11 protein-coding genes and 1 pseudogene are annotated in these 16,935 nt (G+C 25.7%); 1 reads left to right on the forward strand and 11 read right to left on the reverse strand.

Going from position 1 to position 16,935, the window contains the following annotated elements; genetic code table 11:
• Window positions 1-5 precede the first annotated feature (5 nt).
• From mutS to ACYQ1T_RS14080, 11 genes and pseudogenes are all read right to left on the reverse strand, one after another.
• Entirely contained in the window at window positions 6-2,663 is a 2,658-nt protein-coding gene (gene mutS, locus ACYQ1T_RS14030; RefSeq protein ID WP_459835906.1) for a DNA mismatch repair protein MutS, read from the reverse strand.
• A 50-nt stretch (window positions 2,664-2,713) separates the two neighbouring features.
• Window positions 2,714-5,968 (reverse strand): annotated as a pseudogene (locus tag ACYQ1T_RS14035) (DEAD/DEAH box helicase).
• Between the two features lie 73 nt (window positions 5,969-6,041).
• Window positions 6,042-6,527 (reverse strand): hypothetical protein, encoded by a 486-nt coding sequence (locus tag ACYQ1T_RS14040; RefSeq protein WP_459835908.1) that lies wholly within the window; start codon window positions 6,525-6,527, stop codon window positions 6,042-6,044.
• Between the two features lie 156 nt (window positions 6,528-6,683).
• Complete coding sequence (miaB, locus tag ACYQ1T_RS14045) at window positions 6,684-8,015, reverse strand: tRNA (N6-isopentenyl adenosine(37)-C2)-methylthiotransferase MiaB (protein ID WP_459835910.1); 1,332 nt, start codon at window positions 8,013-8,015, stop codon at window positions 6,684-6,686.
• A gap of 106 nt (window positions 8,016-8,121) precedes the next feature.
• The gene (locus ACYQ1T_RS14050; protein WP_459835913.1) at window positions 8,122-9,036 is read right to left on the reverse strand and encodes a GNAT family N-acetyltransferase; all 915 of its coding nucleotides are present in this window, start codon (window positions 9,034-9,036) and stop codon (window positions 8,122-8,124) included.
• 154 nt (window positions 9,037-9,190) lie between these two features.
• Entirely contained in the window at window positions 9,191-11,098 is a 1,908-nt protein-coding gene (locus ACYQ1T_RS14055; RefSeq protein ID WP_459835915.1) for a bifunctional 4-hydroxy-3-methylbut-2-enyl diphosphate reductase/30S ribosomal protein S1, read from the reverse strand.
• A gap of 96 nt (window positions 11,099-11,194) precedes the next feature.
• The gene (gene cmk / locus ACYQ1T_RS14060) at window positions 11,195-11,839 is read right to left on the reverse strand and encodes a (d)CMP kinase (protein ID WP_459835917.1); all 645 of its coding nucleotides are present in this window, start codon (window positions 11,837-11,839) and stop codon (window positions 11,195-11,197) included.
• A 70-nt stretch (window positions 11,840-11,909) separates the two neighbouring features.
• The gene (locus tag ACYQ1T_RS14065) at window positions 11,910-13,130 is read right to left on the reverse strand and encodes a BaiN/RdsA family NAD(P)/FAD-dependent oxidoreductase (RefSeq protein ID WP_459835919.1); all 1,221 of its coding nucleotides are present in this window, start codon (window positions 13,128-13,130) and stop codon (window positions 11,910-11,912) included.
• 113 nt (window positions 13,131-13,243) lie between these two features.
• Window positions 13,244-14,140 carry a MurR/RpiR family transcriptional regulator gene (locus ACYQ1T_RS14070; RefSeq protein WP_459835921.1) on the reverse strand — a complete coding sequence of 299 codons (897 nt, stop codon included), beginning with the start codon at window positions 14,138-14,140 and terminating at the stop codon, window positions 13,244-13,246.
• 116 nt (window positions 14,141-14,256) lie between these two features.
• The gene (mnmM, locus tag ACYQ1T_RS14075) at window positions 14,257-14,799 is read right to left on the reverse strand and encodes a tRNA 5-(aminomethyl)-2-thiouridylate-methyltransferase MnmM (RefSeq protein WP_459835923.1); all 543 of its coding nucleotides are present in this window, start codon (window positions 14,797-14,799) and stop codon (window positions 14,257-14,259) included.
• A gap of 12 nt (window positions 14,800-14,811) precedes the next feature.
• The gene (locus tag ACYQ1T_RS14080) at window positions 14,812-15,534 is read right to left on the reverse strand and encodes a pseudouridine synthase (protein WP_459835926.1); all 723 of its coding nucleotides are present in this window, start codon (window positions 15,532-15,534) and stop codon (window positions 14,812-14,814) included.
• 174 nt (window positions 15,535-15,708) lie between these two features.
• On the opposite strand from ACYQ1T_RS14080, the gene ilvA reads away from it, so the two are divergent.
• On the forward strand, window positions 15,709-16,908 hold the full coding sequence (gene ilvA / locus ACYQ1T_RS14085; RefSeq protein WP_459835928.1) for a threonine ammonia-lyase: 1,200 nt from the start codon (window positions 15,709-15,711) through the stop codon (window positions 16,906-16,908).
• The last annotated feature ends 27 nt before the right edge of the window (window positions 16,909-16,935 follow it).

A 16,935-nucleotide genomic window follows, 5' to 3' on the forward strand; every position in this document is an offset into this window, starting at 1 on the left:
CTCAATTATTTAAGCTTTTTTGCCTCTGATACTAATTTATACAATGTATTCATAGCATCCATAGGAGTTAATGATAAAATATCAACAGATGATATATCATTAATTAAAGAATCCTTTGCTAGCATAGTAAAATCCATTTGGTAATTTATATCTTTAGGTTTTTCTTTTAATAATACTTTTTTATCCTCCTCAATGGTTAATGCTATTTCCTTTTTATAGGATGAATCTACTTTGTTTGTATTAGTGCTTTTATCTAAGCTATAATCAGTTTCTAAAGATTCTAGTATTTCTTTTGCTCTACTAATTACATCTTTAGGTAAGCCTGCTAACTTAGCAACTTCAATACCATAAGATTGATCTGCTCCACCCTCAACTATTTTTCTTAAAAAAATAACTTTATCATCTACTTCACTTACTGCGACAGAATAGTTTTTAACACCTTCTATTACACCTTCTAGTTTTGTTAATTCATGATAGTGTGTAGCAAATAATGTTTTGCATTTAAGCTTTTCATTAGTTGAAATATGCTCTATTACAGACCAAGCAATACTAAGTCCATCATATGTAGAAGTTCCTCTACCAACTTCATCTAATAATACTAGGCTTTTAGATGTTGCATTTTTTAATATATTAGAAACTTCCCACATTTCAACCATGAATGTAGATTTTCCACCAGCTAAGTCATCTGAAGCACCTATACGTGTAAATATCTTATCGCAAATAGAAATATTAGCATCCCTTGCAGGTACAAATGATCCTATTTGAGCCATAAGCGTAATTAATGCAACCTGTCTCATATATGTGGACTTCCCTGCCATATTAGGTCCTGTAATTAATAACATTTGATTATCATACTGATTTAATTTAGTATCATTAGATACAAAAGCACCTTTTTCAATGACTTTTTCTACAACTGGATGTCTACCATCTTTTATATCTATTAATCCATCTTCATTTATATTAGGCTTACTATAGTCATTTTCAACAGCTACTATAGCTAAAGTTGTTAATGCATCTAGATTTCCTATTATTCTGGCACTATGCTTTAATCTGCTTACTTCCATTTCTACTTTTTCTCTTATTAATATAAATAAATCATACTCAATAGAAATAAGTTTTTCTTCTGCTCCAAGAATTTTATCTTCCATTTCCTTTAATTCTTGTGTGATAAATCTTTCTGCATTAGCTAAGGTTTGTTTCCTTATATATCTGCCTTCTGGAATAGAACTATAATTAGCTTTTGATATTTCTATATAATAACCAAATACTTTATTATAACCTACCTTTAAAGATCTAATTCCTGTAAAATCTCTTTCCCTATTTTCTAATGCTGATATCCACTCTTTTCCATGAAGTTTAGCGGTTCTTAATTCATCAACTTCTAAATTATAGCCATCTCTTATGATATTTCCTTCTTTTAAAGATATTGATGGGTCATCTAGCAATGATTCTAAAAGAAGTTCTTTAATATCAGTTAATTCATCAAGCTCTTTATACCAACTATTAAGCAATGGTGACTTACAATTACTTAACTGATTTTTAATAGATGGAATTTTTTCTATTGATGATCTTAGAGATACTAAGTCCTTTGCATTAGCATTTTTATTAGATATTTTACCTACGATTCTTTCTATATCATATATATCCTTTAAAAGACTTCTTAAATCTTCATTAAAATATATATTATTATATAATTCCTCAACTCCAGATAATCTCTTTTCTATTTCACTTTTTATAATTAAAGGCTCTTCTATCCATTTCCTTAATGCCCTTCCTCCCATTGAGGTTGTAGTCTTATCTAGAACCCATATAAGACTTCCTTTTTTTGATTTTTCTTTTAAAGTTTCTGTAAGTTCTAAATTTCTTCTTGAGTTACCATCTATTGTCATATAATTAATTATATTATAATATTCTAAAAGATTTATATTACTTAAGTTCATTTTTTGAGTTTCATATATATACTTAAGTAAAGATGAAGAGGCACTCTTTGAGATTTCTGTCAATATATTAATCTCAATCTCACTAAATTGATCTATTAATTCCTTAGTACTGCACTTAAAACTCTTAAAGTCTCTTTTAGTTATAAGGGCTTGTGATATAGATTTAATTTCACTTAATACCTCATCACTTAAAAATTCATCTACTAATAGTTCTTTAGGTGAAATTTTAGTTATTTCATCTAATAAAGTTGAAATAATATTAGAAAATGATGTTGTTTTAAACTCACCTGTTGATATATCTGAAGAAGCAATACCAAATTCTCCATTACTTTCTATAATAGACATTACGTAAGTATTTCTATATTCTGAATCTCCATTTTTATCTACAAATGTTCCTGGAGTTATAACCTTTATAACATCTCTTTTTACAATACCTTTAGAAGCAGATACATCCTCCACTTGTTCACATATAGCTACTTTATATCCTTTTGCAACTAATCTAGATATATATGATGATGATGCATGAAATGGTATTCCACACATAGGGGCTCTTTCATCCATTCCACAGTCTCTTCCTGTTAATACTAGCTCAAGTTCTCTAGATGCTGTTTTAGCATCTTCAAAGAACATTTCATAAAAATCACCTAATCTAAAAAATACAATACAATCATTGTAATTTTCTTTTATTTCAAAATATTGTTTCATCATCGGTGTTAATCCCATTTTATTTCCTCCATATAATAATATTTTAATAATCTATATATATTTATTAACTAGAAATCAAATAGTTTTAATAATTCATCCTCTTTTAATTCATTAATTAATTTAAAATTTTCTTCATTATCTATTACTTTATCAATTAATTTTCTTTTTTCAGACTGCAATTCAACTATTTTCTCTTCTATAGACCCCTTTGCTATTAATTTAATTACTTCTACAACATTCTTTTGACCAAATCTATGAGCCCTATCTGTAGCTTGATCCTCAACAGCTGGATTCCACCAAGGATCAAAATGTATTACTACATCTGCACTAGTTAAATTAAGCCCTGTTCCTCCAGTTTTTAGACTTATAAGAAATACAGGAGTATTTCCATTGTTAAATTCATTTACTAATTGCATTCTTTTTTCTGAGGAAATTGAACCATCTAAATAGTTATAAGATATATCTTCATATTGTAATTTATTAGCTATATTTTTTAAGATAGATGTAAATTGAGAAAAGACTAATATTTTATGTCCTTCTTCAATACTTTGATGAAGAAGTTCAATTAAAGCTAAAACTTTTCCACTTTCTCCGTTAAAATCATTATAAACAACACTTGTATCTAAACAAATTTGTCTTAGTTTTGTTATATATGATAAGATCTCAATTTTACTTTTTATAAACTCATCATCCTTTATCTTTTTAGATATAAGATCTTTTACATATTCATTATAAATAGAATAAATTTTTTCTTGTTCTTTAGACATTGATACAATTAACTGTTTCTCAATTTTACAAGGTAATTCTTTAATAACACCTTTTTTATATCTTCTTAATATAAATGGCTTTGTTAACTGATTTAATTCACTTATTACTTCAGGACTTTCTTTTAATTTTTTATGATATCTAACACTAAATCTTTTATCATCATATAAATATCCAGGCATTATAAAATCAAAAATTGACCATAAATCCATTAGAGAATTTTCTAAAGGAGTTCCCGTTAAAGCAAATCTTACATTAGCATTAATCATTTTTGCTGATATCGCATTTTGTGAAGTATGATTTTTTATATATTGAGCTTCATCTAATATACAATAATTAAAATTTATTTCTTTATATAATTCAATATCTCTTTTTAATAAATTATACGTTGTAATTATAACATCATAATTTTCTAAGTTTTGTATTACACTTTCTCGCTCTTCTTTATTTCCACTGACTACATTAAATTTTATACTAGGTGCAAAAGTTTCTATCTCTTTAGCCCAATTGTATATTAATGATGTTGGTGCAATAATAAGACTTTTTGAAAATTTATTAGATAATAAAAAAGCTATCATTTGAATTGTTTTTCCAAGCCCCATCTCATCTCCAAGTATTCCACCAAATCCTAGATAATCTAATGTTTTAAGCCAATTATACCCTATTTTTTGATATTCTCTCAATTCTGCAGAGTGTAAATTAGGAACATCAAATTTGCTGCTATTTATCTTTTTAAACTTATCTTTTATAGTTGATAATTCTTTTTTTCCTTTTATGTATCTTATTTTATTTTCTTCTAAATAATAATCTATAAATGGAGCTTTACTTTTATGAAAATTAAAATAGCAAGATTCTAAGTTTACATCGTCTGCTGAAATATCAATGAGTTTTAAGAAATTAGTTAATTCTATTTCTTCTAAATCTAAGAATTCACCATTTTCAAGTTTAAAATATTTAAGATTATCTCTAAAAGCTTTAAGTATATTTTTTATTTCATAGTCCGATATTCCATCTATTTTAAAATCTAATTTAAAATAATCATATTTTCCAGATGTAATATTCCCTTTAATACTTCTAGATGTTATCTTTTTAATTATTTTAAAGTTTTCAGAATAATAAACCGAACCCAATTCCTGTAATTTATCTATTTCATATTTGAAAAACTTAAAAATATAATCATCACTCATAAACAAATAAAATACCCCATCTGAATGGTCGAATCCTAATGCTCTAAGTTTTGAAATAACATCATCTTCTTTTTTAGTATCTCTATATATTATTTTCTCTTCATAAGTATCAAATATATTAAATTAATATTTTCCATATAATACTTTAAGTATCAATGTAATATTATTATTTATCTTATCAAAATAAAAATTAAATACTACATCCTCAGTAACTATCTTATTTTTTATATTTTTTGAAAGAGATATATTACTGGAAAGTAAAGAGATTTCAGGTATTAATTTTGTAAGTATTCTTATTTCATCGTTTTTATTAAATGTAATGCTTTTTACCTTATCAAAAATATTTAAATAATTTTGTATCTTATAACAATAATCATAATTAGGTAAATATATATTACTCCCATAAAGAAATACATCTTTATTATCGCTTAATACTTCTGGTAATCCGCTTAATATAGAAAAAATGTATTCATCATTTATATTTTTTAAATTAAAATCTAAAGCAGGAGAATCAAATAATATTTCTGTTTCTATAGGTCTATAAAAAAAACCTTCATTTAAATAAACTCTATGTATTTTTACTATTTCAAAAAACTGTCTTACCATATATTTAGGAATAATTAAAGTTTTTCCATCAATATATTTATCTTGTCTTCTAATAAAGGAAGAATTGCTTAATTCTAATGATTTTACTTGTAATATAAAATCTATAATACGTAAATCCTTTGTATTTAAAATTTGATTATTTATATCAAAAGTAAAGTCTTTACCATATTTTATAGGTATTTTATTTTCATAGCATGTAAGAAATTGATTTATATCCTTCAATACATAAAGTTTACTAGAATTCATACCTTTTAATCCTATTTTAAACTCAACTAGTATTTTATTACTCCATACCTGCCTATTAATATATACTTCAAATTTAATTTCTTTGAAATCACTTCTATCTTTCAATAATAAATCAAGAATCCCATTAGTATCTTTTTTAAAAACTGAACTATTTTTTACATATACATCTAATTTATTTAAAATATCTTTATTATTTTCTAAATCATAAATAAATTTATAAAAAACAGCAACTAAATGTTTACAGAAATAGTTATTTTTTTTAAACTCATTTTTTTCATAATCAATACAAGTACAATAAGTAGACAAAATTTCTTTACTTCTATTATCTATTTCTATTTTACTAATATATTCACTAAAAAAATTTTCCGATATAACTTTTGAATTAATATTTATAATTTCATTTTTTATAGCAATATCTATATTAGAAACTAAGTCATTATTATAGACACGCTTACCACTAATTAATTTTTTCCCAGTTGTATTCTTATTAAAGTTCTCTAGTAAAATTTGCTTTATCATTTTAAACCTCTTATTATTAATTATCCCTTAATTATAACAAAAAGAAGTGATATTTACCACTTCTTAAATGTTGTTATGATTCCTTCCAAAGAAGAGTAATACTTTTACTATTACTTTCAAAATCATTAATATATTCATAAAATTTATTACTAGATTTTAATTCATTATTTAAAATCTTAATATACTCTAAAATAATTGGCTTTAAATCATTATAAGTCCAAGCTGTAAATAGAATTTCTCCTTCTTCTCCAACAAAAATTATTGGAATTTCATGTTGAAATAAAATCATTTCCAAACATTCTCTGTGTAAAGTATAATCAAACCATCTTCCATAAATAAGTTTATCACTATCAGCTAATTTAATAAGTACTAATAATATTACTTGTCCATTTTTCCTATATATATTAGCTTTCATACTTATAGATAAGTTTTTTTTAATATAGTCTATATTTTTATAGCTTTCCTTTATAAATATAGATTGATACTTTTCATTATTTTTAAATTTTGAAAAGTATGTTGTAAACTCTCCTATCTTAATATCTTTAAGAAAATCGTACACAACTTTTCCACCCCTTTGTTACTAATAAAAATATTATACAATTTAAATTAAATTATTTTAATAGATTTTTATTTCCATTAATCCCAATAAAATTATTTGAAATATAATAAGAGCAGGTTTTATACCTGCTCTTATACAATTAATATAATTTTTAATTTATAAAGCTTCACCAATTAATGAAAATGGTTGAGCTCTTGTAATTTTAACATTTACTAAATCACCAGCTTTAATTCCCTTTCCAGTGAAATTAACTAATCTTCCGTTTCTAGTTCTTCCTGTAAATTTAGTTTCGTCGTTCTTACTTAATCCTTCAACAAGTACTTCTACTACTTTATTTTCATATCCTTTATTTCCTTTAATTACACTTTCATTTACAGCATCTATAAGTCTATTAAATCTATGATGCTTATCTTCATCACTTATTTGATTTGGCATCATATCTGCTGGTGTATTATTTCTTCTAGAATAAATAAATGTAAATGCAGATGAATAACCAACTTCCTTAACTAAATTTAATGTATCTATAAAATCCTCCTCAGTTTCTCCAGGGAATCCTACAATTAAATCAGTTGTTAAGGTAACTTCAGGTATTTCTTCTTTTATCATTTTAACAAGTTCTAAATAATCTTCTCTTGTATAATGTCTATTCATTTTCTTTAATATTCTATTTGATCCACTTTGAACTGGAAGATGAACTTGTTCACATAATTTATCACATTCTTTAATAGCCATTACAACATCTTTATTTAAATCTTTAGGATGAGAAGTCATAAATCTAATTCTTTCTAATCCATCAATTTCATTTATCTTTCTAAGTAATTTTGCGAAATCAATATCTTCTTCTAGGCCTTTACCGTATGAATTTACATTTTGACCTAATAAAGTTATTTCCTTATATCCAGTTGCTATAAGTTCTTTAATTTCATTAACTATATCGTCAGATTTTCTACTTCTTTCTCTTCCTCTTACATAAGGTACAACACAATATGTACAGAAGTTATTACATCCATACATTATTGTAACAAAAGCTTTTACATCACTTTTTCTATCTATAGGAACGCCTTCAACTATTTCTGTTTCTTTGTTGAATATTTCTTTAACTTGTACTCCCTCTGTTCTAACTCTATTTAAGTATTCAGGAAATTTATATGAATTATGTGTTCCAAATATTATATTGACATACGGGAATTTATTTAGTATTTTATCAGCCATTCCTTCTTGTTGCATCATACATCCACAAATAGCAATAATTAAATCTGGATTTTTTCTTTTCATTCCTTTTAGTTGTCCTAAATTACCAAAAACTTTATTTTCTGCATTTTCACGTACACAACAAGTGTTATATATTATTATTCCAGCTTCTTCAATAACTTCTGTTTTTGTATATCCTATTCTTTTTAACATACCAGATAACTTTTCAGAATCCTCTTCATTCATCTGACAACCCCAAGTTTCTATGTAATATTTTAATTGATTATTATCGCTCATACTATTCTCCTTTTTCTTTAAGTTTCTATTCTTATAACATTATAATAAATATTATAAGATATTTAAATAGTTATATAAAAAAATGAGTAACTTAAATCACTCATTTTTATCTTCTTTCCCATTTTATAACCTTTGATTTATCTTTAAACCCCATGAATCTATAAAGTTTTTTAGCAGATAAATTATCTTCATCAACTCTAATATATAATTTAGATAAACCTTTCTTTTTGCAAAGTAAAATTAAATCATTTAATAATAGTTTTCCTATTCCATAGCCTCTATATTTTTCTATAATACCAAAATTAACAACAGTAAACATATCTCTATTATAAATTACTTGTCCATATCCTATATAAATATTATTTATCATTCCAAACAAGCTCATATTATCTAAATAATATTCTTGATTAATATCATTATAAACATCGTCTATTGTTAATGGTTTTCTATTCCATTCTGTAAAAATCTCGTTTTGTAATGAGCATCTTAGTGATTCATCTTTGTTATTTAAGAAATATCTACTGTGAAATGTAGGTTTACTCATTTTCATATTAAATTCTTCTGATATTCTTTTAATAGAGTTTAAATAAATATCTCTAATTTTATTATCAAAATTATACTCATTTAGATTTAATTCCATTAAAATAGTATTTCGAACTGGCTTAAATCCAAGTTTTTTTAAAATAATATTACTTTGGTTTGTTTCAAAAGCTTCATAGCTTAAAATACTATTATCAAGTGAATTTAATGTATCTTCATCTATATCATTAATAATACTATAATCAATATATAATGCCCATATACGTATATTTTTATCTATAGGTGCATCATACCAAATATATCCTACAACTATATTATTTATTTTTATAAGTCTTAGAAACTTTCTATATAAATATTTTATTATAAAATTTTGACTATCATATAATTTAAAGAAATCTTTATCATAACTTTCATTTCTTAAACTTTTATTGTATATATCTTTAAATTCATCCATAGTATTTAAAGTTAGTTTTTCTAGCATACTATCAATCATTCCCCTTCAAGACCTTGTAATATAAGTATAAATCTTCCATGCAAGTCAGGTCAACATAAGATATAAAAAAATAAAAATAAGCGTACATATAATAAAATATATGTACGCTTATAATATAAAATTACTTATTATTTATTTATTTTTATTCAGCATCCTTAATGCTTAATGATATTTTTTTATTTTCACCATCAACTGAAAGAATTATAGCTTTTATCTCTTCACCAATTTTTAAAACATCTGATGGATTTTCAATTCTATCGTGAGTTATTTTTGATATATGAACTAAGCCATCTACTCCAGGTTCTAATTCTACAAAGGCTCCAAAATCACTTATTCTTACAACTTTCCCCAACACAGCTGTTCCTTCAGGATATTTTTCATTTACATTTGCCCAAGGTTCAGGAGTTAATGCTTTAATGCTTAATGATAATTTATTTGACTCTCTATCCGCATCAATTACCTTAACATCTACTAATTGACCTTTCTTTAATACACTTTCTGCTGATTTAACATGGCTCCAAGAAATTTGTGATAAATGAATAAGACCATCAACTCCATTTACATCAGCAAATGCACCAAAGTTTGTAAATCTTTTAATTTCAGCTTTAACTATATCTCCAACGGAAATATTTGCCCAAACTGCATCCTCTTTAATCTTCTTTTCCTCTTCTAATATAGTTCTTCTAGATGCAACAATCTTTGATGGATTTTCTAAAGAAAAATCAATTAACTTTACTTCTAACTCTTTCCCTATAAGATCACTTCTATCATTTGCAAATTTAATATCAACCTGTGAAGCCGGAATAAATATTCTTACTCCTTTAAAGTAAGCTACTAATCCTTTTTCTCTAGCATCTTTTACTTTAACAGTAAATATAGCATTTTCATCAAATATTTTCTTAAGGTCTATTAAAGATTCTTTCTTTTCATATTCTAATCTAGATAAAACTACATTTTTATCCTCATTTTGAAGTTTAATTACTTTTGCTTTTATATTGTCTCCAACTTTTATTTCATTTAAAGCTAGTTCTAAATTTTCACTTGATGTTAATTCTTTAAATGGAATAACACCATCTGATTTATATCCTACTAATGATATTGAAATTTCATCTCTTCCAATTGATAATATTTCCCCGATAACTTCATCACCAATTCTAAATCTTCTATCCATTTCTTCCATTAATTTTAATTGATCTTCCATATTATTTTTCCCCTCCATTATATCCATAACTTCTTTTATAATCCAATCTGGTGTTGACGCACCAGCAGTAACACCAATTTTATTATATTCATTATTATTAATAAATTCATTTGTTAACTCTTTAGCATTTTCTATATGAATTGTATTAATACAATTTGTTTTTGCAATTTGATATAATTTTGTTGTATTTGAACTATTTTTCCCACCTACAACTATCATGGCATCAACAACTTTAGAAAGTTCATCTACACTCTTTTGTCTAACTTCAGTTGCTGAACATATGGTATTAAACGCTAAAAGTTCCTTGCATTCAGAAGAAAGGTTGTTTAAAGTCTTTTTCCATGTTTCTTCTTTTTCTGTAGTTTGAGATACTGCACATATTTTATTAGGTAACTCATTATTAAAGTTACCATCAGAAGTAATTATAGCATTATCGTTACACCATCCATTAATTCCAACAACTTCAGGGTGATTTTCATCTCCTAAAATAACAATTGAATAACCTAAATCAGAATACTTATTAACTTTTTTTTGTATGTTAGTAACATATGGACAAGTTGCATTTATTACTTCTAAATTTCTTTGTTTAAGATTCTCTACAACCTTTTGAGATACTCCATGAGATCTAATTACAATTACATCACCCTCATTAAGACTGTCAATACTATTTAAATCTAATGCAAAAATATCATTTTCTTCTAAATATTTCACCACATCGTTATTATGTATTAATGGTCCTAATGTATATATTCTTTTATTATATTTCTTTTTTATCTTAATTGACTCTTCTACTGCTCTTTGAACTCCAAAGCAAAAGCCAGCATTATCTGCTAATATTATTTCTCTCATTTTATTCTCCTTAGTACATGATTATTTAATTCTATTCTAATTATATTATATTTTAGATAATTTAGAATAACTTTTCTAAAGAAATGTAACTTAATATTATTTTATATATGAAGCTATTTTATTTGTTACTTCTTCAATATTAAGTCCAGTTGTATCTATTTCAATTGCATCATCAGCTTTTTTTAAAGGGTCAGTTTTTCTAGTACTATCTAAATAATCTCTTTTTATTATATCATTTAGTATCTCATTATAATCTACTTTTAAATTTCTATCTGTTAATTCTTTATATCTCCTTTGTGCTCTTTCTTCTGGAGTAGCTGTTAAGAAGAACTTATATGGTGCATCTTTTAAAACTACAGTTCCAATATCTCTACCATCCATAATAACATTAAACTTTTCTGACATTTCTCTTTGTAACTTCACTAATTTTAATCTTACCTCTGGTATAGCTGCATAAGCTGAAACTACGGAACTTATTTCAGGCAATGTTATCTTAGATTGAATATTCTCACCATTAAGGATTAAATCATCATCTTCAAATTTCATATCCATAGTATCAATAATGTCACATATTTCTTCAATATTTTCTTCATTAATACCTCTATTTATAGAGGTAAGAGCTACCGCTCTATACATAGCTCCTGTATTTATATACATAAGATTAAATTTTTCTGCTACTAACTTTGCTATTGTACTTTTTCCAGCCCCTGCTGGACCATCTATTGCTACTGATATTTTCACTATTTTTTCCCCTTCCTAAAACACCTTTACATACTTAAATATAATATATATAATTTTATTAACTATTTAATTATATATTACTACCAGCAACAAATCCAGTTGCTAATGCAATTTGCACATTATATCCTCCTGTAAATGCATCTACGTCTATAACTTCTCCTGCAAATGATAAATTAGAGATAATTTTAGACTTCATTGTAGATGGATCTATTTCTTTTGTATCAACTCCACCAGCCGTTACTATGGCCTCTTCAATAGGTCTTAATCCATTAACTTTCATTTTAAATTCCTTTATTATTTTTATTAATCTTCTTCTTTCTTCTCGTGTAATTTCATTAACCTTTTTATTTTCATCGATAAGTGATAGTTTTATTATTATAGGTATAATTTTTTTTGGTAATAAATCATCTAATGAATTTTTATAATCTCTATTTTTATATTTAAGAAAATCTTTTTGCAATCTTTTATCTAACTCTTCATCTGTAAGTGCAGGTTTTAAATCTAAATTTATAGTATAATTAGTTTTGCTTTTTATAAATCTAGAAGCGCTTAAAACTAATGGACCTGATATACCAAAATGAGTAAATAACATTTCTCCTTGATTTTTAAACAGTGCTTTTTTTCTTCCATTTTCTATTAAAGAAATTTCTATATTTCGTAAAGAAAGTCCCATTAAATCCTTAATCCACGTTTCATCTAATTCTATCGGAACAAGTGATGGTTTAAGTTCTATAATATTGTGACCTAGCTTCTTAGCATATTTTTGTCCTTCTCCTTTTGAGCCAGTTAAAGGATATGATGCACCGCCTGTTGCGATTATAAAATGATCTCCATATATTTTTTCTACCCCATTAATTTCAACACCTATTAGTTTATTTTCTTTGCATATTAAATTTGTTACTTTTTTATTTAGTCTTATATCAACTTTAGAATTAATTAAAGCATTATTTAATCCTTTAATTATATCTGAGGATTTATTAGACTCTGGAAAAACTCTACCACCTCTTTCAGTTTTTAACTTTATACCATTTTCATTAAAAAAATTTATTACATCTATATTTGTATATGTATATAATGCACTATAAAGAAAATATGGATTTCCTGGTATAAAATCAAAAAAATCTGATATATCTTTTGCGTTAGTTACATTACATCGTCCTTTACCAGTTATAAATAGTTTTTTACCCAATCTATCATTACCATCTAATAATATAACTTTATTTTCTTTACTAGAAGTTATTGCCGCCATCATACCTGCTGGTCCAGCACCTATAACAATTACATTTTTCATTTCTTCTAAGCTCCTTATTAACTTTGCTTTTATTTCACTCAATAATAACATTTAATATATTTTTATTCAACTTATGAAAAAAACTAGTAGATTTTAATCTACTAGTTTTAAAATTAGTCATCTCCAACATTTCTATTATTATATGAATAAACGCTATAGTCTTTCCAAATTTGTTCTAATTTATTAAAAGTAGTAGTTATGTTTCCTTTTTCTCTCATTCCTACTGCGATTATTAATGCATTTATAACTGATAAAGGTGCAACCAACGAATCAACAAATGATGCCATGTTACTTTGAGCAATAAGTGAGTAATCCGCTCTAGCTGCTAAAGGTGATAATAAGCTATCTGTTATAGCAACTACATCAGCACCCCTATTTTGTGCAAATTCAAGGGCATCTATAGTCCTAGATGCATATCTTGGAAATCCAATACCTATTACTAAATCTCCTTCTCCAACATTTATCATTTGTTCAAATATATCTGAAATTCCATATCCAACTGTTTTTACATTTTGTAAAATTATATTTAGATAAAATCCTAGAAACTCTGCTAAAGCAGTAGAGCTTCTTAAGCCTATTATATATATTCTTTTTGCTTCAAATATTTTATTTACAACATCCTCAAAGGTGTTGTAATTAATCTTTTCAAGTGTAGACCTTATATTTTCCATATCAGCTTTTAATACACCTTTTAAAGCATATCCTTCACTTATATAGTCATTAGATAGTTCTAGTCTTTGTACTGTAGTAAGTTTATTCTTAATTAACTCTTGAAGAGCTTTTTGCAACTTAGGATATCCAGAAAAACCCAATTCATTTGCAAACCTAACAACGGTAGATTCTGAAACTCCTACAGATATACCTAATTTAGCTGCAGTCATAAAAGCAGCTTTATCATAATTTTTTAATATATATTCTGCAATTAATTTTTGACCTTTGCTTAAACGTGAAAATTTTAATTGTATTAACCTCATTAAATCTTTTGAATTATCTTTTAGATTATTATCCATCCGTATCCCTTCTTTACTATATCTTCAGTAGTATTATTTTATCACTTTATGAATAATCATACAATATATATTTCATTGCATATTTAAATCAGTAAATAATTTTCTTTTTAAATAATCTATTTCTTTTCTATTACAGCTAGGATTGGTGCTACGCTGCTTCTATTTAAATAAGAATGTAACATAACTCCGTATTTACTTTTAGGAAGGTTTTGCAAAAACTCTAAAATGCAAGTTTCCTCTTTTTTACCTTCATTATGACCGTTGTAAATACATATTGTTATTATCCCACCTTTTTTTAATAGGGATAGTCCAATTTTCAAGCTTTCAATAGTTGTAGAATGAATAGTAGTAATTTCTTTATTTCCACCAGGTAAAAATCCTAAGTTATACATTATACAATCTACTTCTTCTTTTATATATATATCAAATTTATCATGGGAATCGTTTATTACCTTAACATTATCCTTTTCTTTTTCTAAATATAGAGTACATGCTATAGATTGTATATCAAAAGAATATACACTTTTAAAGTTTTCACTTAAAAAATCGGAATCATATCCATTTCCTAATGTAGCATCAATAGCAATATTCCTTTCACAAAGGAAATTTTTTATTATGCTTTGAGCTATATCTGTAATTTCTCCAACATATTTAAACATACTTATCCCCTTTTATAACGTATTTATGTATTCTAATTCTTTAGCTGTTAGTTCTCTCCATTGTCCCTTTTGCAAATCTTGTAGTTTAATTTCACCTATAGCTACTCTTTTTAATGTAATAACACTATGATTTAAAGCAGAACACATCTTACGAATTTGTCTGTTCTTTCCTTCATGTATTATAACCTCTACTGTTGAAACTTTTAAACCTCTACTATTTTTAACATTTAAAACTTTTATTTTTGCTGGTGCAGTTATATATCCACCAATATCAATTCCAATTTCAAATTTAAAAATATCTTCCTTTGAAAACTCCCCTTTGCAAGAAACTATATATTTTTTATTTATTTTTACTCTTGGATGAATGATTTTATTATAAATGTCTCCATCATTGGTTAAAAGTATTAGACCTGAACTATCATAATCTAATCTTCCAATAGGATAAATACGTTCTTCTATTTTAACTATATCAAGAATTGTCTCTCTACCCTTTTCATCTTTAACAGATGTTATGTATCCTTCTGGCTTATTTAACATAATATAAACTTTTCTTTCTTCAGGCTTAATAATATTATCATCAAGCTTTACTATATCAACACCTTCAATTACTTTTGCACCTAGGGTAATTATAACTTCATCATTAACCTTAACTCTTCCATTTATTATTAATTCTTCACACTTTCTACGAGATGCTACTCCACACTTTGCCATGTATTTTTGTAATCTTTCTTCCATTTTATCACTCCAACTAGTTATTAACAAATACTATAGTACTATTCCTGTCTTTATAATGCAACCTTTCATTGTTTTTACAGCATTGATTGTAAAAACATTATATATATTTATAATGTTCAGAATTTTAATAAATAGTGATATAATTTTAATAGACTATACTTTAGGGGGAAAATTATGCATTTAGATAAAATTAAACAAGCAAGATCAAATATTAAAGATGTAATAAATAAAACACCAATATTATATAGTGAAATATTTTCAGCTTATACTAATAATAATATTTATATGAAATGTGAAAATTTACAAGTTACTGGTGCATATAAAATTAGAGGAGCATTAAATAAAATAAGATCATTAACAGAAGAGGAAAAAAGTAAGGGAATAGTTTGCTCTTCAGCTGGTAATCATGCTCAAGGAGTTGCATATGGATCAAAATTAACTAAAGTTAACTCTACTATTGTTATGCCCAAAACAACACCTTACTTAAAGGTCCAATCCACAAAAGATTTTGGTGGAAATGTACATTTATATGGTAATTGTTATGATGATGCTTATAATGAAGCTAAAAGAATTGAAATTAATGAAGGTGCTATTTTTTTACATCCATTTAATGATATGGATGTAATTTATGGACAAGGAACGATAGCACTTGAAATTTTTGAAGATTTAAAAGATATTGATATAATTATATGTCCTATTGGTGGGGGTGGACTTATAAGTGGAATTGCATTAGCTGCTAAAGAAATTAAGCAGGATATAAAAATAATAGGAGTTCAAGCAGAAGGTGCTAATGCTATGGAGCTAAGTTTTAAAAGCGGTAATTTAGTTTGTTTAGATACAATAAATACAATTGCTGATGGAATAGCTGTAAAGTGCCCTGGAAATTTAACATTTGAAATCATAAAAAATTATGTAGATGATATTATAACAGTTTCTGATAGTGAAATAGCTGAAGCTTTTTTAATTCTTAGTGAAAAGCATAAACTATTGGCTGAAGCTTCTGGAGCTGCATCACTTGCTGCAATAAAAAAACTAGATTATAAAGACAAGAATATTGTCTCTATAATTAGTGGAGGGAATATTGATATGCTTACAATTTCATCACTAATTAATAATGGATTAGTTGAAAGAGGAAGATTATTTTGTTTTTCAGTTGAACTTCCTGATGTTCCTGGACAACTTCTTGAAATTTCAAAAATACTATCACAGGTTAATGCAAATGTTGTAAAACTAGAGCATAATCAATTTAAAGCAGTAAATAGATTACGAAATGTTCTATTAGAAGTTACTATTGAAACTAATGGATATGAGCACATAGAGTTAGTTACAAATACATTTAAAGAATATGGATTTAAAATAAATAAAATGTATTGAAATAAATAAAAATAAACCTAGCAAAGG

The sequence above is a fragment of the Clostridium carnis genome (assembly GCF_054657435.1).

What these genes read in the sequence shown, in the direction of transcription:
- ACYQ1T_RS14065 (WP_459835919.1), bottom strand. Translation starts at nt 13,130, where the DNA reads ATGAAAAATGTAATTGTTATAGGTGCTGGACCAGCAGGTATGATGGCG.
- mnmM (WP_459835923.1), bottom strand. Translation starts at nt 14,799, where the DNA reads ATGTTTAAATATGTTGGAGAAATTACAGATATAGCTCAAAGCATAATA.
- ACYQ1T_RS14050 (WP_459835913.1), bottom strand. Translation starts at nt 9,036, where the DNA reads ATGCTAGAAAAACTAACTTTAAATACTATGGATGAATTTAAAGATATA.
- miaB (WP_459835910.1), bottom strand. Translation starts at nt 8,015, where the DNA reads ATGAGCGATAATAATCAATTAAAATATTACATAGAAACTTGGGGTTGT.
- ACYQ1T_RS14055 (WP_459835915.1), bottom strand. Translation starts at nt 11,098, where the DNA reads ATGAGAGAAATAATATTAGCAGATAATGCTGGCTTTTGCTTTGGAGTT.
- ilvA (WP_459835928.1), top strand. Translation starts at nt 15,709, where the DNA reads ATGCATTTAGATAAAATTAAACAAGCAAGATCAAATATTAAAGATGTA.
- ACYQ1T_RS14080 (WP_459835926.1), bottom strand. Translation starts at nt 15,534, where the DNA reads ATGGAAGAAAGATTACAAAAATACATGGCAAAGTGTGGAGTAGCATCT.
- ACYQ1T_RS14070 (WP_459835921.1), bottom strand. Translation starts at nt 14,140, where the DNA reads ATGGATAATAATCTAAAAGATAATTCAAAAGATTTAATGAGGTTAATA.
- mutS (WP_459835906.1), bottom strand. Translation starts at nt 2,663, where the DNA reads ATGGGATTAACACCGATGATGAAACAATATTTTGAAATAAAAGAAAAT.